General features: G+C 38.5%; 18 protein-coding genes and 1 pseudogene. 17 read left to right on the top strand and 2 right to left on the bottom strand.

What is annotated here, in order from left to right; all coding sequences use genetic code 11:
- The first annotated feature begins 80 nt into the window (after positions 1-80).
- From EZ428_RS15330 to EZ428_RS15285, 10 genes are all read left to right on the top strand, one after another.
- Complete coding sequence (locus EZ428_RS15330; protein WP_131554071.1) at positions 81-2,228, top strand: glycoside hydrolase family 31 protein; 2,148 nt, start codon at positions 81-83, stop codon at positions 2,226-2,228.
- A complete protein-coding gene (locus EZ428_RS15325; protein WP_131554070.1) occupies positions 2,228-3,394 on the top strand; it encodes an alginate lyase family protein in 1,167 nt (388 codons plus the stop codon). Before EZ428_RS15330 ends, EZ428_RS15325 begins: the two co-directional genes overlap by 1 nt.
- 44 nt (positions 3,395-3,438) lie before the next feature.
- The gene (locus EZ428_RS15320; protein ID WP_131554069.1) at positions 3,439-4,644 is read left to right on the top strand and encodes a glycoside hydrolase family 88 protein; all 1,206 of its coding nucleotides are present in this window, start codon (positions 3,439-3,441) and stop codon (positions 4,642-4,644) included.
- A gap of 4 nt (positions 4,645-4,648) precedes the next feature.
- Positions 4,649-6,049, top strand: a complete 1,401-nt coding sequence (locus tag EZ428_RS15315; protein WP_131554068.1) for a polysaccharide lyase 6 family protein — start codon at positions 4,649-4,651, stop codon at positions 6,047-6,049.
- Positions 6,050-6,113: 64 nt separating this feature from the next.
- Complete coding sequence (locus tag EZ428_RS15310; protein ID WP_131554067.1) at positions 6,114-7,547, top strand: alpha-L-fucosidase; 1,434 nt, start codon at positions 6,114-6,116, stop codon at positions 7,545-7,547.
- A gap of 33 nt (positions 7,548-7,580) precedes the next feature.
- The gene (locus EZ428_RS15305; RefSeq protein ID WP_131554066.1) at positions 7,581-9,110 is read left to right on the top strand and encodes a DUF4955 domain-containing protein; all 1,530 of its coding nucleotides are present in this window, start codon (positions 7,581-7,583) and stop codon (positions 9,108-9,110) included.
- A gap of 4 nt (positions 9,111-9,114) precedes the next feature.
- Positions 9,115-9,948: an alpha/beta hydrolase family protein gene (locus EZ428_RS15300; RefSeq protein ID WP_131554065.1), complete on the top strand. Its 834-nt coding sequence runs from the start codon at positions 9,115-9,117 to the stop codon at positions 9,946-9,948.
- Positions 9,949-9,976: 28 nt separating this feature from the next.
- Positions 9,977-10,339: a cupin domain-containing protein gene (locus EZ428_RS15295; RefSeq protein WP_131554064.1), complete on the top strand. Its 363-nt coding sequence runs from the start codon at positions 9,977-9,979 to the stop codon at positions 10,337-10,339.
- A gap of 9 nt (positions 10,340-10,348) precedes the next feature.
- Positions 10,349-11,479, top strand: coding sequence for a glycoside hydrolase family 88/105 protein (locus EZ428_RS15290; RefSeq protein ID WP_131554063.1), 1,131 nt, complete (start codon positions 10,349-10,351; stop codon positions 11,477-11,479).
- Positions 11,480-11,531: 52 nt separating this feature from the next.
- Positions 11,532-12,599: a heparin lyase I family protein gene (locus EZ428_RS15285; protein WP_131554062.1), complete on the top strand. Its 1,068-nt coding sequence runs from the start codon at positions 11,532-11,534 to the stop codon at positions 12,597-12,599.
- A 72-nt stretch (positions 12,600-12,671) separates the two neighbouring features.
- Here the strand turns inward: EZ428_RS15285 and EZ428_RS15280 are convergent.
- Positions 12,672-12,971, bottom strand: a pseudogene (locus EZ428_RS15280) (phosphoribosylformylglycinamidine synthase subunit PurQ); the annotation flags it as partial.
- 213 nt (positions 12,972-13,184) lie between these two features.
- Here EZ428_RS15280 and EZ428_RS15275 point away from each other — a divergent pair.
- Positions 13,185-13,739: an REP-associated tyrosine transposase gene (locus tag EZ428_RS15275; RefSeq protein ID WP_131554061.1), complete on the top strand. Its 555-nt coding sequence runs from the start codon at positions 13,185-13,187 to the stop codon at positions 13,737-13,739.
- Between the two features lie 254 nt (positions 13,740-13,993).
- Here the strand turns inward: EZ428_RS15275 and purL are convergent, their stop codons facing one another.
- On the bottom strand, positions 13,994-17,656 hold the full coding sequence (gene purL / locus EZ428_RS15270) for a phosphoribosylformylglycinamidine synthase (RefSeq protein WP_131554060.1): 3,663 nt from the start codon (positions 17,654-17,656) through the stop codon (positions 13,994-13,996).
- Between the two features lie 250 nt (positions 17,657-17,906).
- Between purL and gloA2 the strand changes: the two genes are divergently transcribed.
- The 6 genes from gloA2 to fbp all read left to right on the top strand — a co-directional run bounded on the left by gloA2 (position 17,907) and on the right by fbp (position 22,918).
- Positions 17,907-18,290 carry an SMU1112c/YaeR family gloxylase I-like metalloprotein gene (gloA2, locus tag EZ428_RS15265; RefSeq protein WP_131554059.1) on the top strand — a complete coding sequence of 128 codons (384 nt, stop codon included), beginning with the start codon at positions 17,907-17,909 and terminating at the stop codon, positions 18,288-18,290.
- 146 nt (positions 18,291-18,436) lie between these two features.
- Positions 18,437-18,697 (top strand): hypothetical protein, encoded by a 261-nt coding sequence (locus EZ428_RS15260; protein ID WP_131554058.1) that lies wholly within the window; start codon positions 18,437-18,439, stop codon positions 18,695-18,697.
- Positions 18,698-18,701: 4 nt separating this feature from the next.
- Positions 18,702-19,451 (top strand): tRNA1(Val) (adenine(37)-N6)-methyltransferase, encoded by a 750-nt coding sequence (locus EZ428_RS15255; protein WP_131554057.1) that lies wholly within the window; start codon positions 18,702-18,704, stop codon positions 19,449-19,451.
- 56 nt (positions 19,452-19,507) lie between these two features.
- Positions 19,508-21,319: a serine hydrolase gene (locus EZ428_RS15250; protein ID WP_131554056.1), complete on the top strand. Its 1,812-nt coding sequence runs from the start codon at positions 19,508-19,510 to the stop codon at positions 21,317-21,319.
- Positions 21,320-21,323: 4 nt separating this feature from the next.
- Positions 21,324-21,815 (top strand): metallophosphoesterase family protein, encoded by a 492-nt coding sequence (locus EZ428_RS15245; RefSeq protein WP_131554055.1) that lies wholly within the window; start codon positions 21,324-21,326, stop codon positions 21,813-21,815.
- A gap of 23 nt (positions 21,816-21,838) precedes the next feature.
- Entirely contained in the window at positions 21,839-22,918 is a 1,080-nt protein-coding gene (fbp, locus tag EZ428_RS15240) for a class 1 fructose-bisphosphatase (protein WP_131554054.1), read from the top strand.
- Positions 22,919-23,162 lie beyond the last annotated feature (244 nt).

The raw sequence follows: 23,162 nt of genomic DNA, 5'->3' as shown, positions 1-23,162 counted from the left end.
TGCTGATTAATGAGGTAAAAAGACAGAATAAATCTTCGTTATTTATCCCTTATTTGCATATAACCAAATATACTAAAACAATGAAGGCTGTTCGAATACTAATGTGTATTGTGCTATTGCTGTTGCAATTTTTTTGCGCCCGCTCCCAAAATATCAGCTGGACTGAAATTGCACCTGGTGTTTGGAAAGGGCTAATAGGTACACCAGAAAGTTATGATCTCTTAAAAGCATCGGGCGCTACACCAAACTTAGCCGCATTAACAAAACTAGGTAAAGCCGACTTTCCTTTTCTGCCACAAGCCATTGCAGCAAGTCTTAACGATGGAAAAACACAATTACGTTTCCCACTCGAAAAAAATGAACAGCTTTATGGTTTCGGACTAAACTTTCAAACCGTACATCAACGTGGTAAAATTCTTGAACTGCATGTAGATCATTATGGAGGAAAAGACAATGGACGTACCCATGCACCAACGCCATTCTATATCTCTTCTAAGGGTTATGGGGTGTTTGTCAATACCGCTAGATACGTCAAAGTATGGGCAGGAACTGGCGTAAGAAGAGACAGTGAAAACTTCCCTACACCAAAAGATAGAAATACCGATAAAACATGGTCATCTCGACCATATTCAGATGCAGTAGAAATTTTGGTGCCTGCGGCAGGCGTAGAAGTATATGTTTTTGCTGGACCAAAACCATTAGATGCTGTTAAGAGATATAATTTGTTTAATGGAGGCGGTTACCTTCCTCCACGATGGGGTTTGGGATTTACACAAAGGGTAATGACTAAATCTACAGCTGCAGATGTAGAAAAAGAAGTGAATACCTTTACTGAAAAAGGTTATCCGCTTGATTTTGTTGGCCTAGAACCTGGTTGGCAAAGTAAAGCCTATCCCGGAACATTTACTTGGGACAGTACCCGTTTTGCAAGTCCTAAAAAGTTCGTCTCCGATATGTTAAATAAGGGCATACGCCTTAATTTATGGCTTAATCCTTATGTTTCTCCTGCAGCACCATTTTACAAAGAAATCCTTCCTTTAACCAGTTCACATACGGTTTGGTTGGGTGCAGTGCCAGATTTAAGCTTGCCAAAGGCGAGGGATCTTTTCTTTTCGCAGTTACAGCAAAATCAGGTAGACATAGGTGTTAGTGGCTATAAAATAGACGAGGTAGATGGCTACGATCATTACCTTTGGCCCGATGTGGCTACTTTTCCATCGGGTTTGAGTGCCGAGCAAATGCGACAAACTTACGGATTGCTTATGCAAAGGTATAGCGCAGAAATATTCAAGAAACGCAACCAAAGAACTTTTGGTTTAGTGAGGGCATCAAATGGTGGAGGAACTTCATTTCCATACGTAATTTACAATGATTATTACAACCACGAAGATTTTATCACGGCATTAATTAATAGTGGTTTTGCAGGCGTGTTATGGACACCAGAAGTTCGTGCTTCAAAAACTGGAGAAGAATGGTTAAGGAGATTTCAATCGAATGTATTCTCGCCCATGGCCATGATCAATGCTTGGTCTAGTGGTACCAAACCTTGGAGCTATCCAGAAGTTGAGAAACAAGTAAAAACATTTGCGCTCTTGCGTATGCAAATGATGCCGTATTGGTATACCGAATTTGCAAAATATCATTTTGAAGGTACACCTCCTTTTAGGGCCATAAATTTAGAAGATGGATTTAACCAAGAGCCTAAAAAAGAAATAAGCACTAAAGTTAACCTCGAAGAAAACCCTTACGCAGAAGCAACATCAAAAGAAATTAAGGATCAGTACATGGCAGGAGAATACCTTTTAGTGGCGCCAATGTTTACTGGTCAGGTAACGAGAAAAGTGGTATTACCCAAAGGGCGATGGTACGATTTTTACACAGGTGTTTTTGTGGGCGATGGTTCGGTGATAACGATTACACCAGGTTTAGATCAAATTCCGGTATTTGTAAAAGATGGAGGAATTATCCCAATGATGCCAGGACTCCTTCACGCTCCAAAAATTGGCGAAAAGGTTGACCTAGAAATACGTTATTATGGAGAGAAACCCGGGGTTTATCGTTTATATGATGATGATGGGGAGACTTTTGATTATGAGAAAGGCCAATACAGCTGGCGAGAGCTAAAAGTGCAACGCGGTGGCAATGGATTAAAAGGAACAATTTCAGCGCCAGAGAAAAATAAGCCAAATACAATTGGTAAAATTACATGGACTTTAATGACTAAATAATGAAACAACGTTGGTTTACCTTTATTTTATTTCTCTCTGTAATTGGTACTTCAAACGATGTAGTGGCACAATCCTATGCAAACGAAGTTGCAAAAACATTAAAAAAACAAATCCTAAGCGAGGCTGCTTGGGCCATAAAACAAGAAGCAATTACGGTTACCGCACAAAGCTCTAGTAGGAGTGCTGGTGGCAAACATGATTTCTTTTCTGAAGGTGATTATTGGTGGCCTGATCCTCAAAATCCAACTGGGCCCTATATTCAAAAGGACGGATTAACCAATCCCGAGATTTTTGTAGCACATCGCTTGGCGATGATTCGATTCAGTCGCATTATCGGTGCATTCGCTTCAGCTTATAAGCTGACTGGTGAGAAAAAATATGCAATAGCCGCTGTGGTGCATTTAAAAGCATGGTTTAGTGATCCAGCAACGCTGATGAATCCTAATCTATTGTATGCACAAGCCATACAAGGCAGGTTTACAGGTCGTGGTATTGGTATTATCGATACCATTCAACTGATGGAAGTTGCACAGGGCATATTGGTGATGCAACAAGCTATCGAACCCTCAATTTTAAAAACCATCAAACAATGGTTTACTGATTATTTAACTTGGTTAACTAGCCATCAATATGGTAAGGATGAATTAAACGCAAAAAACAACCATGGCACATGTTGGGTCATGCAAGTGGCTTCATTTGCTACATTAACTGGAGATAAAAAGTTACTTGATTTTTGTAGGGAGCGCTATCAAACAGTGCTGTTGCCAGATCAAATGGCAATTGATGGAAGTTTTCCATTAGAGCTTGCTCGCACCAAACCTTTTGGTTATTCCATTTTTAACCTTGATGCCATGACCATGATTTGCCAGATATTAACAGTAGATGGACATGACTTATGGAACTATAAAACTGGGGATGGAAGATCAATTAAAAAAGGGATAGAATTTCTTTATCCATTTGTTGCAGACAAAAATAAGTGGCCATTTAAAAAGGATGTCATGTATTGGGAAAATTGGCCTGTAGCACAACCATTTTTAGTCATGGGTGCTAATGCTTACCATAATGCAGACTGGCTCAATACCTGGAAAAAGTTAGAACATCAACCAAATGTTGAGGAAGTGATCAGGAACTTGCCCATTCGCCATCCCTATATCTGGTTAAATTAATAGCTTGTGCAAATACTTAAATTTTATAAAATATCATCAATATCATGATACGCAAAACATCAATTTATATCATCACATTTTTAGCCCTTATACAAACTAGCTGTGTTGCCCAACACGTAAATGACGTCAAACAAGCTTTTAATCACGCTTCAAAACAAACAGCAACCTTATTAAAAGAGGTAGAAAAAGCCAAAAGCAGTGCAAAACCAGAACTTGTTTCGCCAAGAACAATAGAAAATGAGCAACTAAAATTGGTTGCTTCTAAAGATTGGACCAGTGGTTTTTTTCCTGGAGTGTTGTGGTATCTGTATGAATATGATCACAATGCAGCATGGTTAACAGCCGCAAAAAAATATTCTGCAGACATAGAGAAAGAAAAAACTAACGGAGTTACGCATGATATGGGTTTTAAAATCTATTGTAGCATTGGAAACGGTTATCGCTTAACCAATGATCCAAATTACCGTGAAGTTTTAATAACGGCTGCAAAAACATTGTCTACTCGTTTTAATCCAAAAACAGAAGTGATTTTATCTTGGGATCATAGTAGAGATAAATGGATCAATCCAGTCATTATCGATAACATGATGAACTTGGAGCTTTTATTTGAAGCCACAAAACTAACAGGCGATTCATCATTCTATAAAATTGCCGTAAGTCACGCAAACACAACAATGAAAAATCATTTTCGTAGCGATTACAGTTCTTACCATGTAATAGATTACGACCCGAATACTGGTGCTGTATTAAAGAAAAACACCCATCAAGGGTATAGTCACGAATCTGCTTGGGCTCGTGGCCAAGCTTGGGCAGTATATGGTTATACGATGTGTTACAGATATACGAAAAACCCAGCTTACTTGAAACAGGCAGAAAACGTAGCAAAGTTTATCCTGAACCACCCGAACTTACCCGCAGATTTAGTGCCTTATTATGATTTTAATGCACCTGGTATTCCTAATGAGCCAAGAGATGCATCAGCTGCTGCGGTAATCTCATCGGCATTATATGAATTGGCCGACTATAGTAAAGAAGGAAAGAATTATCGCAAAAAGGCAGACCAGATGCTGCAATCTTTAGCTACCAAATACATTGCGCCAGTAGGTTCTTCATTTGGCTTTATTTTATTGCACAGCACTGGTTCTAGACCTAGCAACTCTGAGGTAGATGTGCCTTTAAGTTATGCAGATTATTATTACCTAGAAGCCTTATTGAGAAGTAAAAACCTGATTAAACCTTTAAAGAATTAACAAAATGAATAGGAGATTCAAGCTTTTTTTAACCTTTTGTTTGCTAAGTCTAGCGTTACAGGGTTTTTCAAAGAATTACACTGTTAAGTCGGCTGCTGAGCTTGAGCAATTGGTTTTAAAACCTGGCGATCAGGTCATACTTGCTAATGGAGATTGGAAAGACCAACAATTGCTTTTTAAAGGAAAAGGCACCAGTCAAAATCCAATTGTATTAAAAGCTGAAAATCCATTGAAAGTTAATTTCACTGGCAAATCATCCATTAAAATTGAAGGGACTTGGTTATTGGTAGATGGTTTGAATTTTAAGGGTGGGGCTACCAATGGCGAAGATGTGATCCTATTTGCAGAAAGCTCTTCTAACTGTCGCCTAAGCAATTCAAGTGTAGTTAATTACAATCCAACAGATAAAGCTAAGGAATATACCTATGTTTCACTTTATGGTAGCCGCCATCGTGTAGACCATTGTTATTTTGAAGGCAAAACCAATATCGGTCCAACGCTTGTGGTTTGGCTTTCGGCTAGTGCCAATTATCATCAAATAGATCATAATTATTTCGGACCCCGACCAGATATTAACGGAAATGGTGGAGAGACCATCCGTATTGGAACCAGCACCTGGTCTATGTACGATTCCTTTACTACGGTGAATGCCAACATCTTTGCCCATTGTAATGGAGAAACAGAAATCGTTTCTGTAAAATCTTGTCGCAATACCATTTCTAACAATCTTTTCTATGAAAGTGTTGGCACTTTAACCTTAAGACATGGGAATTACAATGCTGTTTTTGGAAACATCTTTATCGGCAATCACATCAAAGATACTGGCGGCATCAGGATCATTGGAGAATACCACAATGTTTATAATAATTACCTGCAAGGTTTAACAGGGACAGGATTAAGAGCTGCAATTTCGGTCATGAACGGACTGCCAAATCCCATTTTGGTAAGCCACTGGCAAGTTAAAAATGCAACCGTTGTTGCCAATACTATTGTTGACTGTAAAGAAGCTTTTTCTATAGGCGCAGGAAAAAATGCAGAGCGGATTTTACCACCACAAAAAGTGATGATTGCCAATAACCTCATTAGCAAAGTAAGTAATGGTGTTACAATGGTAGATCAAGCTGCTGATGTTGTCTTTAATGGAAACATGGTTGATGAAAAGGGAGTTGCAGTTAGTTTGCTAGCAGGATTTAAACAAGTAGATGTCCGGCTTAATAACGTGGGTGTAATCTGGCAACCCGCATCAACAAGTGCAGTAAAAGGTGCCTTTGTTGGGAGTTTTCCTTTCATCAATAAAAAAGATGTTGGCGCAAGTTTAAACGAAGATCAGTTGTCGATTTTACAACAGAAAAATGTGGGCCCTGCGTGGCTAAGCACAAATAAAATAACCATAACAAGCAAGTAACATCTCATTAACTATTTCCCTTATTAAAAATTAATAAAGAATAAGCTAATAAAAACGATAAATCATGATCAAAAAACTAAGCTGCTTAATATTTGTGTGCCTATTGACAATGTTTTCCGCCAATGCGCAACAGACGTTCTCTAAAGAAGAACGAATGAAATGGTGGACTGAAGCACGTTTCGGTATGTTTATCCATTTTGGCGTATATGCACAAATGGCTGGTCAGTACAATGGTCATGAGCAAGCAAAAGGCGGAGCCGAATGGATCTTGAATAGAATGAAGGTTCCTGTGGCTGAATATAAAGAGATCGCTAAACAATTTAATCCGGTAAAATATGATGCCGATGCTTGGGTAAAAACAGCTAAAGATGCAGGGATGAAATACTTGATCATTACTGCAAAACACCATGACGGCTTTGCTTTATTCAATTCAAAAGCTAGTAATTGGGACATTACCGATGCTACGCCTTATGGAAAAGACTTATTGAAACCTTTAGCAACAGCTTGCAAAAAATATGGCATTAAACTAGGGTTTTACTACTCACAGGCACAAGATTGGGGTAATGCTGGCGGCTCGGTTGCACGTAAACTGATGCGTGAAGGATGGCCTAATCCTGATAGTGCAAAGGTGGATGCTTATACGGCAGCTCATAAAGGAAAGTGGGATCCTGTTCAGGATACGAAAACATTTGATCAATACATCAACGATGTTGCTGTACCACAGTTAAAAGAGTTGATGACCAATTACGGTGAAATTGCTGTGCTTTGGTGGGATACGCCAACTAATATGACAGATGAGGCAGCGCTGAAGTTACAGGATGCATTAAAGTCACAACCAAAAATCATTACCAATGATCGATTAAAACGTCCAAACTTTCCGGGTGATACCAAAACTCCAGAGCAGAAAATACCCGACTTAAGTGAACTCGATGGCCAATATTGGGAAACCTGTATGACGATGAATGGCACTTGGGGCTACCGTAAATCAGATCAAAAATGGAAATCTTCAACCACTTTAATCCAAAACTTAATAGACATTGCTTCTAAGGGAGGGAATTACCTGCTTAATGTTGGTCCGAAACCCGATGGTTCTTTTCCGCAAGAAAGTTTAGATCGGTTAAAAGACATTGGCGTATGGATGAAGGTAAACCATGAAGCCATCTACGCCACTGCAGCCAACCCTTTAGCAGAAGTGCCTTGGGGACGTATCACCAAAAAGAGCACAAAGAATAATACCAACTTATACCTCTCTGTATTTGATTGGCCAAAAGATGGAAAATTGAAAGTGCCTGGAATACAAAATAAAATAGTGGCAGCTAGTATGCTTTACAATGGCACAAAGTTAAAAGTAAGTGCGCAAGGAGATATTGTGAGCATACAGGTGCCTGCAACAGCAGTAGGTCAAATTGCTACCGTAATTAAGTTGGAAGTAGCCGGTGAAGTGAAGGCAAAAAACATGAAACCTGCAGCTAAAATGAAAACAGGAGCCATAGACTAAGATAATTATAAGTCATACCTCATTAATAATATCATGAAAAAACTGATTGTAATTGTATTGCTTTTATCCCTAACCAATTCTTTGTCTGCCCAAGAAGTAGCCAAAGCGTGGGTAGATTTTGTGAGCGCAAAACAAGCTGGCAAAACACCTTTACTGCCAGATTTTTCTTATGCTGGTTACCATTTCTCTGAAAAGGAAATCCCGAAACTAGTTGGTAAAAAGAGATTTAATGTGGTTGATTATGGCGCCAAACCCAACGATGCCAATTATGATGATGAAGCCATTCAGCGAGCTATAAATGCAGCAGAGCGAAATGAAAATGGAGGCGTGGTCTTCTTCCCGCCAGGAAAATACCTGATTGCTAAAGATAAGGATAGCACTAAACACATCCTGATCTCTAAAAGTAACATTGTATTAAAAGGCAGTGGTACTGGGGCAGGTGGGACTGAAATCCATCAAGATCAAATGCGGATCAATGGCCGACAAATACTATTTAAACCTAGTAATACAAGCACTAAAGTCTTAACTGCCTTAACAAAGGATGCTGATCGTGAAAGTTTCTGGGTAGAAGTAGCAAATGTTTCCGCTTTAAAGGTTGGTCAAGATGTAGTGATTCGTCACCGAAGTGAAGAGTTCACCAAGATCTATTTTGCACCCTTACAGTTAAAACCAGAATGGACAAGGTTGTTTGGCGAAAAAGGAGGGATGTTGATCAATGAAATTCATACCATTGAAAAGATTGAAGGTAATAAGGTAAAGTTTAAAAATCCTTTGCATTTTGATGTGCGGATGGTGAAAAGTGCAACATTTGAATTAACCAGTTATAATTTTATCGAAGAATGTGGCATAGAAGATATCCTGTTTACCAGTAATTGGAAAACATACAATGAAGAATTTATCCACCATAAAAATGCCATCCATGATTATGCGTATGAAGCTGTAGGGATGGAATATGTAAAAAATAGCTGGATAAGGAACTGCGAATTCCATGATTGGAATGAAGGTTTGTTTATCCGCTCGGGCTACCAAGTAACAGTAGCTAACGTAAATTTTAAAGGCAAAAAAGGACACGCCTCGATACATGCAAGAACAGGTTATGGTGTATTGATCAAAAACTGCAACTTCAATGGTGCACAGCATCATGGAGCAGGTACAGGGTATAGTGCTGTGGGCACAGTGATTACGCAATGTACTTTAGGCATAGATCAAAATATAGATATCCATTCTGGGCAACCTTTTGCAACATTATATGATGACATACAGGGAGGGGTTTTCTATAACCTAGGCGGTCCTGAACCTGGGCATCCACATCATGGTAAACAGTTGGTGTTATGGAATTTTCAGCATCAATCCATCAAAGACCAGGCTTACAATTTCTGGGACTTGAGCAGGCGACGTAATTATACCATTGCACAACCCTTGTTGGTCGGTTTTCAGTCTAACCGTAAAGTGACTTTTGAAAACGTTGGACTGAACCAAAATCAAGGTAAAGCAGTATTGCCAAAATCTTTGTTTGAAGCGCAATTGGTCTTGCGTTTAACTGGAAAAAATATTGTTAAATGATCTAATGATGAGATACCTCTTTTTATTTCTTCTTTATCTCGGTTTTACCTATTCGGCGATGGCACAACAACACATCACCGAAGAAAAAACCGTTAAATGGCATCATTTCGATAAAACAGAATTTAAGTTCAATGGGCTATCCGCTTGGGTAATTGCTCCCAAAAAAGCTATAGCAGGTAATCCTTGGGTTTGGAAAGCTTATTTCCCCGATTGGCATACACAGCCAGATAGCATCCTTTTAGAAAGAGGTTTCCATGTGGCTTATCTCCAAACCAATGATTTATTTGGTCATGCCAAAGCATTAGATAGCTGGGATCAGTTTTATGAATACCTCATTGCGAAAAAAGCCTTCGCCCAAAAAGTAGCCTTAGAAGGGATAAGCCGTGGTGGTTTGTACGTTTACGGCTGGTCAAAGCGAAATCCTACCAAGGTAAGCTGTATTTATGCCGAAGCGCCAGTGTGCGATTTCAACAGTTGGCCAGGAGGAAAGGGGACGAGTAAAGGTTCGGTTGCCGATTGGAAGAAATTATTAACGGTGTACAACCTGACGGAAGAGGAAGCAAGCCAATACAAGGATCAACCTAAAGACAATTTAGATCAGCTTGCCGCCTTAAAAGTGCCCATCTTACACGTAATTGGTTTAGACGATCGAATTGTGCCTATTGTAGAAAATACCATGTTGTTGGTGCAAAATTATATTTTAAAAGGAGGGCCAGCAACCGTCATCCCAATGACTAAAGGCATACAAAGCTTGGAAGGACATCATTTTCCCATAGAAAATCCTGCCGCCATTGCCGATTTTATTTACCGAAACAGCGTACCCGATATTAAACATTAACATCAACATAAAACCTAAAATTGAAGCTATGTTACAAGGAAAGTTATTTCAGTTCGAATCCGAAATCCAATGGGAAGATTTAGGAAATGGCATTAAAAGACAACTCTATGGCCATGACCAAAACGTTATGCTGGTAAAGGTATTGTTTGAAGTAGATGCTGTAGGACAATTACATGAGCATCATCATGCGCAAGTAACCTATGTAGAAAGTGGTGTTTTTGAAATGACTATTGGCGACCAGAAAAGGATCATTAAAAAGGGAGATGGTTATTATGTTCCACCTCACGTGATACATGGCTGTGTATGCCTAGAACCAGGTATGTTGATTGATGTTTTTTGTCCGCATAGAGCAGATTTCTTGCCTATTACATCCAATAAATCAATTAGTTAATCCTCAGAAATGAAAACGAACATATCAATATTGATTGCGCTATTTTTTAGCGCAACAGCCCTCGCTCAGCCCAAACAATCGGTAAATGAATTTAAAAATTGGCCTAAAGGTACCTCGCCTTTGGTTATTGGAAAACGCATTGCCGATCGTTTTGTTGCTACACCACATACCAATTTTGGCAGGCCAACACCACCAAAAGTAATTACCTATCCAGAATCTTGTGCTTGGTATGGCGCCCTAAAATTTGCCAAAGAAAGCAATGATGCAGCGTTGAAAGTGCAATTGGCTAAACGATTCGAACCGTTTTTTCGAGAAGAGGCATCGCTCATTCCCATTCCAGACCATGTAGATTATGGTGTGTTTGGCGCTGTGCCCTTAGAACTTTATAGACAAACTAAAGAGCAAAAGTATTTGGTCATGGGGCAAAACATAGCCGATAAACAATGGGGGCCACCAGAAGGTAAACGCGTAGTTCCAGAATCACATGTTTTCTATAACCGCGGACTTACCTGGCAAACCAGAATGTGGATTGATGATATGTTTATGATCAATGCCTTACAAACACAGGCATATCGTGCTACAGGTAATCAAATCTATTTAGATCGTGCTGCAAAAGAGATGGTAGTTTACCTTGATTCCTTACAACAAAAAAATGGTCTGTTTTACCATGCCCCAGATGTGCCTTTCTTTTGGGGAAGGGGCAATGGCTGGATGGCGGCAGGTATGGCCGAAATCTTAAGCTCATTACCCAAAAACCACCCTAATAGACCAAGAATTTTAAAAGGATATCAAGTGATGATGAGCTCGCTGTTAAAACATCAAGCAACATCAGGCATGTGGCGACAGTTAGTAGATGTACCCGCCTCATGGGAAGAAAGCTCTGGTACCGCCATGTTTACCTATGCCATGGTAACAGGTGTTAAAAAAGGTTGGCTAAACCAAAAACAGTATGCACCAGCTGTGCGCAAAGCTTGGTTGGCTCTGGTAGCTAGAATTGATGATAATGCCGATGTAAGCGATGTATGTGAAGGAACCAATAAGAAAAACGACTTGCAATATTACTTAGACCGTAAGCGCATTACTGGCGACCTGCATGGTCAGGCACCTTTGTTATGGACGGCGGCCGCCTTTCTGCAATAACCAATGATTTGATGTGCAAAACTATTATTAACCAAATATTAAAACCAAAATCATGAAAAAAATCAACATTATTATGCTTGTTGTTGCGCTTGCATTAACCCAGCAAAGCTGCAAGAAAAACACTGAAGAAAAGCCAGAAGCTGCCAATGAAAAAGACCTCGCTTTGCCAAAAGTAGATCCTGGAAACAGGGCAGTTCAAACCATTTTACACAATGGAGATGCTTCGCTTTCCAGTTCTGCTGTGTGGAAAGCTATTAACGTAGAGCAAAATGGAACAGTTACCGTTGTGAACGATGAAACAGGTACGCCCGTATGGAAATTCCTTAAGCCAGCAGGAAGCCATAGGGCAGAAGGCCATGGATCTGTTGGCTTTAGCGCTCCAGAAGGCACTAATTTTTATATAGGTTGGCAAAGTAAAATCTATATGCCTACCTCCCTAGAAACTGAAGCCATTTGGCAATGGAAATCTTATCCAACAGCAGGCTCATTGGCGAACCACCCTTTGATGCTCAGGACCAAAAATGGCAATTTAGAACTACAGTATTTTGATGCCAGTCATACAGCATTTATATTGTGGTCTACACCATTAGTAACGAGTACCTGGACTGACATTACCATGCGCATTAATGCGTCTTATAGTGCCTCAACTGGTTATGTAGAGTTATGGTATAATGGCGTTAAACAAACCTTAAGTAATGGCTCACAACGTTACAATTGCAGAACCTTGGATAGTGATTATTGCGATCCAAAATGGGGTGTTTATGGGGGTGATGACTCACAGGCTACACATTTTGTAAAACACATCAGAATTGCAAGTACATATGCAGAGGCAGCGGGCACGCCACCACCTCCTTCTGCTGTTAGTATTTATCAAAATTGTAACTATGGCGGTTGGAGCGCTAGCTTGGGTGTTGGCTCTTATACCATGTCTCAATTAGAAGCTTTAGGTGTTGTAAACGATGATGCTTCTTCAATAAAAGTACCTACTGGCTTAAAAATTACGATATACAAAAGCAACAATTATGCTGGTGCTGTAACCACGCTTACTGCTGATGAAGATTGCCTAACAGATATCGGTTTTAACGATAGTATTTCTTCAGTAGTCGTCGCTGTAAATTAATGATACCAAAAGGAAACTGTAAAAAAAAGCCTCGACAAAATTTGTCGAGGCTTTTGACTTTTTAATCCTTTATTATTTTTGATTTTCAATCCATTTTCTAGCATTTACAAATGCTTCCATCCATGGCGAAACTTCATCTTTTCTGCCTTTTGGATAGTTTGCCCAATGCCATTGGAATAATGAACGCTCAATGTGTGGCATCATGACCAAATGTCTTCCAGTTTCATCACACATCATTGCGGTGTTATAGTCAGAACCATTCGGACTAGCAGGATAACTTTCATAAGCGTATTTAGAAACGATTTGATATTTGTCTTCGCTATATGGCAATTGGAATCTTCCTTCGCCATGCGATACCCAAACACCTAAGGTACCCCTCTCTGGCGCAAGTCTTGTGTGATGGGCAAGAGCCTATGGGGACTTGTGTCTAAGATTAATTCTGAAGTTTGACTAAGGCCCAAGCCGGCCCTTGCGATGACTCTGGTTTTAAGACTTGCGCAAGTACATTCACATGTTTCATTGAAAGAAAAATCTCTCTTGGCGCACGTTTTGTGTGACGAACTTCTAAACTTATTATGTTTAACAATGAGCATAAAATATAAATTCAGTAATTCGGAAGGCATATATTTCGTTTCGTTTGCAACGGTAGGTTGGATTGATGTTTTTACCAGAAGGGTTTATAGAGATCTGTTTTTGGAAAGTCTAACTTACTGTAGTAAAGAAAAAGGGTTGAGGCTTCACGCTTGGGTAATTATGAGCAACCATGTTCACTTAATCATCAGCTGTATGGAAGGGCAGCATTTGGCCAACATTATGCGTGACTTGAAAAAATATTCATCCTATAGAATATTAAAAGAGATTAGGGAGTATCCAAAAGAGAGTAGAAAGGATTGGATGTTGTATCTTTTTGGAAAGGCAGGGGAAAAGAATAGCAACAATAAGGTTTTTCAATTTTGGCAACAGGATAATCACCCAATAGAGTTGGATCCGCAAACCAATATGTTTGACACACGGATTAACTATCTTCACGATAATCCAGTTGAGGCGGGACTGGTGGTCAAAGGTTCAGATTATCTTTATAGCAGTGCCATCGACTATGAGGATGATAAAGGATTGATTGAAATAGATAGGTTAGGGTGATTAATTAAGGCACAAGTCGGCCCTTGCAATGGCCTGGACTTTAAGACTTGCGCCAGTACATATTACTCTCTGGCGCAAGTCTTGTGTGATGGGCAAGAGCCTATGGGGACTTGTGTCTAAGATTAATTCTGAAGTTTGACTAAGGCCCAAGTCTGCCTTGTGCAATGGCTCTGGCTTTAAGACTTGCACCAGAATATGATTGGAACAAAAAAGCCCCGACAAATTTGTCGAGGCTTTTGATTTTTAATCCTTTATTATTTTTGATTTTCAATCCATTTTCTAGCATTTACAAATGCTTCCATCCATGGCGAGACTTCATCTTTTCTGCCTTTTGGATAGTTTGCCCAATGCCATTGGAATAATGAACGCTCAATGTGTGGCATCATGACCAAATGTCTTCCAGTTTCATCACACATCATTGCGGTGTTATAGTCAGAACCATTCGGACTAGCAGGATAACTTTCATAAGCGTATTTAGAAACGATTTGATATTTGTCTTCGCTATATGGCAATTGGAATCTTCCTTCGCCATGCGATACCCAAACACCTAAGGTACTACCAGCTAAGGTAGAAAGCATTACCGATTTGTTTTCTTGTATGGTTAATGAAGTAAAAATACTCTCGTGTTTATGACTTTCATTATGTAGCATTTTTGGTTTTTGCTCGTGGTCTTTATTAATCAAGCCAAGCTCAACAAATAATTGGCAACCGTTACAAACACCAACTGAAAGCGTGTCTTCGCGACTAAAGAATTTCTCTAAGGCAATTCTCGCTTTTTCGTTGTACATGAACGCACCAGCCCAACCTTTAGCCGAACCTAAAACATCTGAGTTAGAGAAACCGCCAACTGCTCCAATAAATTGAATGTCTTCTAATGTTTCTCTGCCCGATATTAAATCGGTCATGTGTACATCTTTCACGTCAAAACCAGCTAAATACATCGCATTAGCTAATTCACGCTCGGAGTTACTACCTTTCTCACGTATAATCGCTGCTTTCGGACGAGGTTTAGTTTCGTCTATTACAGGTTTTTTACCATCAAATTGAGTTGGAAAAGTATACTTTAAAGGTTGGTTTTTATAGTTCTCGAAACGCTCTTTAGCTTTTAGAGCTCCACTTTGTTTAGTATCTAGTAAGTAAGAAGTTTTAAACCAAATATCACGTAAAGTATCAATGTCGAAGCTTAATTCTTCTTCAAAGTTTTTCACTTTTAAAGTTGCAGCTGAGTTTACCTCTCCAATTTTGTGGTAAACTATTCCGTTTTCGCTTAATGTTTTTTCTACGTCGACACCTGCCTGAAAAACAAGACCAATGTTTTCTGAGAATAACAATTTGATGCTATCGGGTTCGTCTAAACTAGTTAAATCTAAGCTTGCACCTAAATCACGGTCGGCAAAACAAATTTCTAATAAGGTTGTAATTAAACCTCCGCTGCCAATATCATGTCCCGCTTCAATTTTCTCATCCTTAATTAAATCCTGAATAACATTAAAAGTCTTTTTAAACTGTGCGGCATCTGTAACATCAGGTGTTTCATTGCCAATTCTATTTAAGATTTGAGCGAAAGAAGAACCGCCTAATTTGTAAGCATCGTTAGAAAGGTTAATGTAATAGATAGCACCACCATCTTTTTGTAAAACTGGCTCAACCACCTTAGTGATGTCGTTGCAATTTCCACCTGCAGAAATAATAACTGTTCCTGGTGCAATTACATCGCCATCCTTATATTTTTGTTTCATTGATAAAGAATCTTTTCCTGTCGGGATGTTGATTCCTAAATCAATGGCAAAGTCTGAACAAGCTTTAACCGCTTCGTATAACCTTGCGTCTTCACCTTCGTTTTTACAAGCCCACATCCAGTTGGCAGAAAGCGAAACGCTTTTTAGACCGTCTTTTAATGGAGCCCAAACTAAGTTAGAAAGCGATTCTGCAATGGCAATTCTACTTCCTGCGCCAGCATCAATTAAAGCAGATAGGGGAGCATGACCAACTGAAGTTGCAATACCTTCCTTACCTTTAAAGTCTAATGCCATTACACCACAATTGTTTAATGGTAACTGTAATGGTCCGGCACATTGCTGTTTGGCCACTCTACCGCCAACACATCTATCAACTTTGTTGGTTAGCCAATCTTTACAAGCAACAGCTTCTAATTGTAAAACTTGTTCTAAATAGGTATTTAATTGATTTTTATCGTAAGCAACGGCTTGATATTTTCTATCAATCGTTTGATCGTCCATGATTACTTTTGGAGAACTGCCGAACATGTCTTTCAATTCTAAATCCATTGGTTTAACTCCAGTAGTTTCAGATTTGAAAGTAAAACGATGGTTGCCAGTTACTTTTCCCACAGTGTACATTGGCGAACGTTCTCGATCTGCAATTTTTTGTAATGTTGCGATATGTTCATTTCCAATAACCAATCCCATTCTTTCCTGAGATTCATTACCAATAATTTCTTTTGATGAAAGTGTTGGGTCGCCTACAGGAAGTTTATCTAAATTGATTAAACCGCCTGTTTCTTCCACTAGTTCAGATAAACAGTTTAAATGGCCACCTGCACCATGGTCATGGATAGAGATGATGGAATTGTGGTCACTTTCTACCATTCCACGAACGGCATTTGCTGCTCTTTTCTGCATCTCTGGGTTCGAACGTTGAATGGCGTTTAACTCAATGCCTGTTCCATGTTCGCCAGTATCAGCAGATGAAACTGCCGCACCACCCATTCCAATCCTATAATTTTCGCCACCAAGAATTACAATGTTATCACCTTCTTGAGGTTTCTTTTTTTGTGCCTGACTGGCCTTACCATATCCAACACCACCAGCCAACATGATTACTTTGTCGTAACCCAATTTACGTGAATTCTCTTCGTGTTCGAATGTTAAAACAGAGCCGGTAATTAACGGTTGGCCGAATTTATTACCAAAATCAGTAGCACCATTAGATGCCTTGATTAAGATATCCATCGGAGTTTGATACAGCCATTTTCTTTCTTCAACACCTTTTTCCCATGGGCGATCTTGTTCTAAACGAGAAAGGGCTGTCATGTAAACTGCAGTTCCTGCCAAAGGCAATGAACCTTGTCCGCCAGCTAACCTATCTCTAATTTCGCCGCCTGAACCAGTTGCCGCACCATTAAAAGGCTCAACTGTAGTAGGGAAGTTATGTGTTTCTGCTTTGATAGAAATAACAGATTCGAAGTCGCTTAAAGTATAATAGTCTGGCTCATCTGCGCGTTTTGGTGCAAACTGCTGTACAAGAGGACCTTTAATAAAGGCAACGTTATCTTTATAAGCCGAAACAATATCGTTAGGGTTTTCTTCTGAAGTTTTGCGGATTAATTTGAATAGTGAAGTAGGTTGTTCAACACCGTCAATTACAAATTTACCGTTAAAAATTTTATGGCGACAGTGTTCTGAATTAACTTGAGAGAAACCAAAAACCTCAGAATCTGTTAAAGGTCTTTCTAGCCTGTTTGCCAGGGAAACCAAGTATTCTACTTCTTCATCGCTAAGTGATAAACCTTCTTGTTTATTGTAAGCAGCAATATCTGTAATTTCAAGAATCGGCTCAGGTTTAATATCGATGGTAAAAACAGCCTGTGTTAAATCTTGGTATTTTTGAGAAAGCATTGGGTCGTAACCAGAAAAATCTTCAGCTACTTTTTTAAATTCTTCAATTCTAATGATGCCTGAGATACTCATGTTCTGGGTAATTTCTACGGCATTTGTACTCCAAGGCGTTATCATCGCTGCACGTGGACCAACAAAAAAACCGCTCAGCGCAGTTTCATTTTGTTTTTTGGCACCGCCGAATAACCATTCAAGTTTTGTAACATCAGTTGCTGAAAGGGCTTGTTCTGTTTGGAGAACAAAAACCTCGTCGGATTGACTTAAGAAGAAATGAATCATGCTTGTTTTTTGAAGATGCAAATTTAGCGTTAAAATTTTAAAAATGCCAGTTAAAGCAGGGAATATATTCACGTTTTATTACATTTGATTGAATTATGGTGAGTTGACGAGTTGGTAAGTCAGTAAGTCGAAAGTGTATAATTTATAAGCTCGTATGCTAACCGACTTAACGATTAACCAGTTAAACAATTAACCAACTCAACATCTCAACAATTAACCAATTAACCAGGTCAAACAATTAACCAATTATATGTTCAACCGCATTCATCATATCGCCATTATCTGTACTAATTATGAAGTTTCTAAAGACTTTTATGTCAATAAATTAGGTTTTGAGGTATTGGCTGAGGTTTACCGTGCCGAAAGAAAATCTTATAAATTAGATTTGGCGGTTAGCGGTTTATATCAGATAGAACTTTTCTCTTTTGAAAATCCAGCTGCAAGACCATCACGACCTGAGGCTGCGGGTTTAAGGCATCTAGCCTTTGAAGTAGATGACGTGGCAAAGGTGAGTGAAATGCTAAATGAAAAAGGAGTGGAAACAGAAGCCATAAGGATTGATGAGTTTACAGGGAAGCAATTTACGTTTTTCACCGACCCCGATGGTTTGCCTTTGGAGATTTATGAGCGATGATTAAAAACTCATCTAATATTTCGAAAAACCATAGAATTTCGATTATGTTTATTGTGATGGTAATTTTCCTTAGGATAGTTTTGCATATCTTAACTTATACCACTTTTACCCCCAGATTTTCTTATGTTGGCGACGACTTGTCGGTTATGGCAGGTGTGCTTTTCTATGTATTTTTGTTCGGTTTCCTAATAGTTAGGGTGTTACAACAAAATAAATGGGCTAAATTTTTTGCGATAATTTTATCCCTTATTTCATTTTTAGGTATCTATCGTTCCTTTGAAGGGAAAGGGTTTGAAGATTGGCTAGTAGCTGATTTTGTTCTGCTAACGCAATTTACATTATTGATTATGGCTACAGTTTTTCTATTTGTAAGACCAATGGTAAAGGAAGTTTCAGCAAAAAATTAAATTGATGACTAAGGCAAATTATAAATCTGACAAGTCAATTTTCAAATTCAAACAATTCGAGGTAGATCAAACAGGTTGTGCCATGAAGATCAATACCGATGGCGTATTGTTGGCTGCAATTGCAGAAAGTAATCTTCCTAATCATATTTTAGATATCGGCACTGGCACAGGTGTTATAGCTTTAATGCTTGCCCAACGTTTTCCTGATGCATTTATTGAAGCGGTTGAGATAGACGAACAAGCATCCGCAACTGCCGAAAGAAATTTTCAATCTTCAGTTTTCAGCAATAGATTAACTATCAACAATACAGCAATAGAACAATATATCCCAAAGGGATGCCTTGGGCACAATACTGATAAATTTGATCTAATCATTTCCAATCCGCCTTACTTTGTTAATGATTTAAAAAACGCTGAACAAAAAAAGGGACTTGCCAGGCATACCGATGAAGTCTTTTTTAATGAATTGATAGTAAAAGTATCTTCATTGTTAACGGAACAAGGGAACTTCTGGTTTATTTTACCTGTTAAACAAGCTAAGCAGTTGATAGCAAAAGCGGAAGGTTTAGGGTTACATTTATCAGTACAAATTAACTTACACTCAGATATTTCAAGACCCGAATTTAGGTGGATAGTATGTTTAAGTAAAAGACAAACAAAACCACAATTCAAGAACTTTCATATTTATGAGAGCGAAAAGGTTTATACCAATGCTTACAAGGATTTATTGAAGGATTTCTTTTTGGGATATTGATTTTATAGCTGAGCTATATTTAGTAATTTAGAGGCTCAGTTAAACCCTTCGTTAGCATGAAATTTCCTATACTCTTTTTGGTCTGTTCCTTTATTACAATTACATCATTTTCACAAGTTAAAAAAGCAGAAATAAGCGATCAACTCCCTGGTATCGATTCGGTACTTAACAAGGTTTTAAAGGATCAGCATATTGCTGGCTTTGCTGTTGCTGTAGTAAAAGGTAATGAGGTAATTTATAGTAAGGGCTTTGGTTATCGCGATATAGAAAATAAAAAACCAGTAACGCCCAATACACTTTTTGCCATAGGTTCAAGTACTAAAGCATTTACAGCTTCCTTACTAGGTTTGCTTGAAAAGAATGGTAAGCTGAAATTAGACGATAAGGCTATTAGTCATCTTCCAACTTTGCGTTTTAATAACGATGAAATGAATAATCAAATTACTATACGTGATTTAATGGCGCATAGAACGGGACTTACTAGGTACGATTATTCATGGTTATTGTTTAATACTTCCAATAGAGATAGTATCATCGCTCGGGTTAAATACATGGTGCCAAGTGCGGGAGTTCGCCAAAAATGGTTCTATAATAATTTCATGTATTTGGCGCAGGGAATGATTGTAGAAAAGATAAGTGGTAAAACTTGGGAGCAAAACATTAAGGAAAAGTTTTTTGAACCACTAGAAATGACACGTTCAAATACTGATATTAAGGTTTTTGAAAATGATAGTGATGCGGCTTTACCATATGTAACCATTCAAGATAGCGTGATTAAAAAGATAGATTATTACAATATTAATGGAATGGGGCCTGCTGGGAGCATTAACAGCAGTGTAAATGACATGGCTAATTGGTTAAAAGTATGGATTGGTGGCGGCTATTATAATAAAAAGGAAATTTTACCCAGTAGTTATGTGGGGGAGGCTGCAAGTGCTCAAATGGTCATGAGTGGCGGATTGCCAGGTCAGCATAAGGATGTCTTTTTCTCTAACTATGGCTTGGGTTGGATGCTTAGTTCTTATCGTGGCCATTATTTGGTAGAGCATGGCGGTAATATCAATGGCTTTTCTGCTAATGTTGCCTTTTTCCCGACAGATGGAATTGGTATTGTAGTTTTAACCAATCAGAATGTATCACAAGTACCAGATGTGGTAACTAGCCTAATTGCAGATAAGATTTTAAAATTGAAACCCATCGACTGGAATGGCGAAGCAACAGCACGTGCAAAAACAGCTAGTTTAAACCAAAAACAAATAGCAAAAAATGCAAAAAAGATTGCTATTATAAATACTAATCCTTCGCATGACTTAAAAAGTTACATCGGCTTGTTTGAAAATCCAGCCTATGGTTCAATAAAATTAACTGAAGAAAAAAATGCAATTTATGCCATCGCTGGTGATAATAGGTTACTGCTTAAACATTTATATTATGATGTTTTTGAACCGCATTCTTTGGATAAGAAAGGAGTTGTAGACACTACATCAAGTAAAATGCTATTTAATTTCGCTAGTAATAATGAAGGGAAAATAAGCGGCTTAACTGTTCAGCTCGATGCGGATAGAGAGCCGGTTTTATTTAATTTCAAACCAGAAGTAAAAACCTTAAGTCAAAAAGACCTTGAAAATTTTACTGGAGAGTATGCTTTGGGTCAGGTTGTAGTTAAGGTTTCCCTAAAAGGAAATACGCTGTTTGTGTTTGTTCCTGGTCAGCCAGAATATGAAACCGAATACGTTAATGATGATACTTTTACCTTAAAAGGCTTAAATGGTTATAGCGCTAAATTTGAGGCAGTGCCTAATAAAAAAGCACCATCCTTAACATTTATTCAGCCAAATGGTACTTTTAAAGCTTTAAGAAAAAATTGATAGCGTGAAAAGAATAGGTTTAATTTCAGATACCCATGGTTATTTAGACGATGCCGTTTTTAAATACTTTGCAGATTGCGATGAAATATGGCATGCAGGAGATTTTGGCGCAGGTGTTGCCGAACCTTTGGCAGCCTTTAAACCTTTGCGAGGTGTATACGGAAATATAGACGGTAAAACAATTAGGGCCGAGTTTCCCGAACATCTAAGATTTAACTGTGAAGGGGTAGATGTTTGGATGACCCATATTGGCGGCTATCCCAATCGCTATGCGCCACAGGTAAAAGAAGAAATTTACACTAAGCCGCCAAAATTATTTGTCTGTGGTCACTCCCATATTTTAAAAGTGATGTTCGACGAAAAAATAAAATGTTTGCATATTAACCCAGGTGCTGCAGGAAAAAGCGGCTGGCATAAAGTAAGAACTTTAATTAGGTTTTGCATTTCTGAAGAAAAAATACATACCTTAGAGGTCATAGAATTAGGGAATAGATAACGTAACAAATACACTAAGTAAATATGGCTGGAATAACTACACTGGGTCAATTCATTATCGAGAAACAAGCAGATTTCTCATACGCAAAAGGAGAACTTTCTAGGTTGCTAAGAGACATAGGAATTGCTTCTAAGATTGTAAATCGTGAGGTGAACAAGGCAGGATTAGTAGATATTTTAGGTGATGCGGGTACTACAAACGTACAGGGAGAAGACCAAAAGAAGTTAGACATGTATGCTAATGAGCAATTTATTTCTGCTTTAACTAGTGGAGGCGAATGCTGTATCGTGGTAACGGAAGAGGAAGATGAGTTTGTACCAATTGACTCGCCTGTTTCTAAAAACGCCAAATACATTGTGTGTATAGATCCTTTAGATGGTTCTTCTAATATTGATGTAAACGTGGCTGTAGGTACCATATTCTCTATTTATCGCAGAAAATCTGTTGATGGTTGCGCTACCATTACAGACATTTTACAAAAAGGAACACAACAAGTGGCCGCTGGTTATGTAATTTATGGTTCATCAACCATGTTGGTTTATACTACCGGAAACGGTGTAAATGGCTTTACTTTAGATCCTTCTATTGGCGAATTTTGCCTGTCGCACCCAAACATGAAAGTGCCAGAAGATGGTATTATCTATTCTATTAACGAAGGTAATTACGTTCATTTCCCAGAGGGGGTTAAAAAATATATCAAATACGCTCAGGTAGAAGATTTATCTACCCGCAGACCTTATACCTCAAGATATATCGGTTCTATGGTAGGCGATATCCATCGTAATTTAATTAAAGGCGGAATTTATATGTATCCAACTACGGCATCATCGCCCAATGGCAAATTAAGGTTGTTGTACGAATGTAACCCAATGGCCTTTATTATTGAACAGGCTGGAGGTGTTGCCTCTGATGGCTTAAACCGGATATTAGATATGCAACCTAAAGAATTACACCAAAGAACTTCCATATTTATCGGTTCACCTAAAATGGTTAAAAAAGCAGAAGAATTTATGGCTGAGTTTTCGCCAGTAAAATCGTTAAGTACTGATGAAATTGTTGAAGAGAAATTAGAGCAATTAGGTGTAGTAGGAGGGATAGATTAGATTATTGGTTCAATAGTTCAATAGTTCATTAGTCATTTGTTCATTAGTTCATTGGTGTCACTGCTTCATTTGTCATTAGTTCAGAAACCTCGATAACTATCGGCACGGAATTCGTTTTACTCAACATTGGTTATTGGTATACTTGTTCATTGCTTGTATAACAAACCAATGTATTCTTATAAGTTATAAGCAATGTTTCGAGCCTTTAATTCTGGATTTACTATCTTGGTTTGTAAGGAAAATA

The sequence above is a fragment of the Pedobacter frigiditerrae genome (assembly GCF_004331645.1).
GTDB lineage: Bacteria > Bacteroidota > Bacteroidia > Sphingobacteriales > Sphingobacteriaceae > Pedobacter > Pedobacter frigiditerrae.
Note: the sequence above shows the minus strand (reverse complement) of the source record. Positions and strands in the feature narration are given on the sequence as shown.

Coding starts and splice junctions, on each gene's coding strand:
- EZ428_RS15255 (WP_131554057.1), top strand. CDS start 18,702: ATGACTAAGGCAAATTATAAATCTGACAAGTCAATTTTCAAATTCAAA.
- EZ428_RS15320 (WP_131554069.1), top strand. CDS start 3,439: ATGATACGCAAAACATCAATTTATATCATCACATTTTTAGCCCTTATA.
- EZ428_RS15310 (WP_131554067.1), top strand. CDS start 6,114: ATGATCAAAAAACTAAGCTGCTTAATATTTGTGTGCCTATTGACAATG.
- EZ428_RS15315 (WP_131554068.1), top strand. CDS start 4,649: ATGAATAGGAGATTCAAGCTTTTTTTAACCTTTTGTTTGCTAAGTCTA.
- EZ428_RS15325 (WP_131554070.1), top strand. CDS start 2,228: ATGAAACAACGTTGGTTTACCTTTATTTTATTTCTCTCTGTAATTGGT.
- purL (WP_131554060.1), bottom strand. CDS start 17,656: ATGATTCATTTCTTCTTAAGTCAATCCGACGAGGTTTTTGTTCTCCAA.
- gloA2 (WP_131554059.1), top strand. CDS start 17,907: ATGTTCAACCGCATTCATCATATCGCCATTATCTGTACTAATTATGAA.
- EZ428_RS15295 (WP_131554064.1), top strand. CDS start 9,977: ATGTTACAAGGAAAGTTATTTCAGTTCGAATCCGAAATCCAATGGGAA.
- EZ428_RS15285 (WP_131554062.1), top strand. CDS start 11,532: ATGAAAAAAATCAACATTATTATGCTTGTTGTTGCGCTTGCATTAACC.
- EZ428_RS15290 (WP_131554063.1), top strand. CDS start 10,349: ATGAAAACGAACATATCAATATTGATTGCGCTATTTTTTAGCGCAACA.
- EZ428_RS15305 (WP_131554066.1), top strand. CDS start 7,581: ATGAAAAAACTGATTGTAATTGTATTGCTTTTATCCCTAACCAATTCT.
- EZ428_RS15330 (WP_131554071.1), top strand. CDS start 81: ATGAAGGCTGTTCGAATACTAATGTGTATTGTGCTATTGCTGTTGCAA.
- EZ428_RS15300 (WP_131554065.1), top strand. CDS start 9,115: ATGATGAGATACCTCTTTTTATTTCTTCTTTATCTCGGTTTTACCTAT.
- EZ428_RS15275 (WP_131554061.1), top strand. CDS start 13,185: ATGAGCATAAAATATAAATTCAGTAATTCGGAAGGCATATATTTCGTT.
- EZ428_RS15250 (WP_131554056.1), top strand. CDS start 19,508: ATGAAATTTCCTATACTCTTTTTGGTCTGTTCCTTTATTACAATTACA.
- EZ428_RS15260 (WP_131554058.1), top strand. CDS start 18,437: ATGGCAGGTGTGCTTTTCTATGTATTTTTGTTCGGTTTCCTAATAGTT.
- fbp (WP_131554054.1), top strand. CDS start 21,839: ATGGCTGGAATAACTACACTGGGTCAATTCATTATCGAGAAACAAGCA.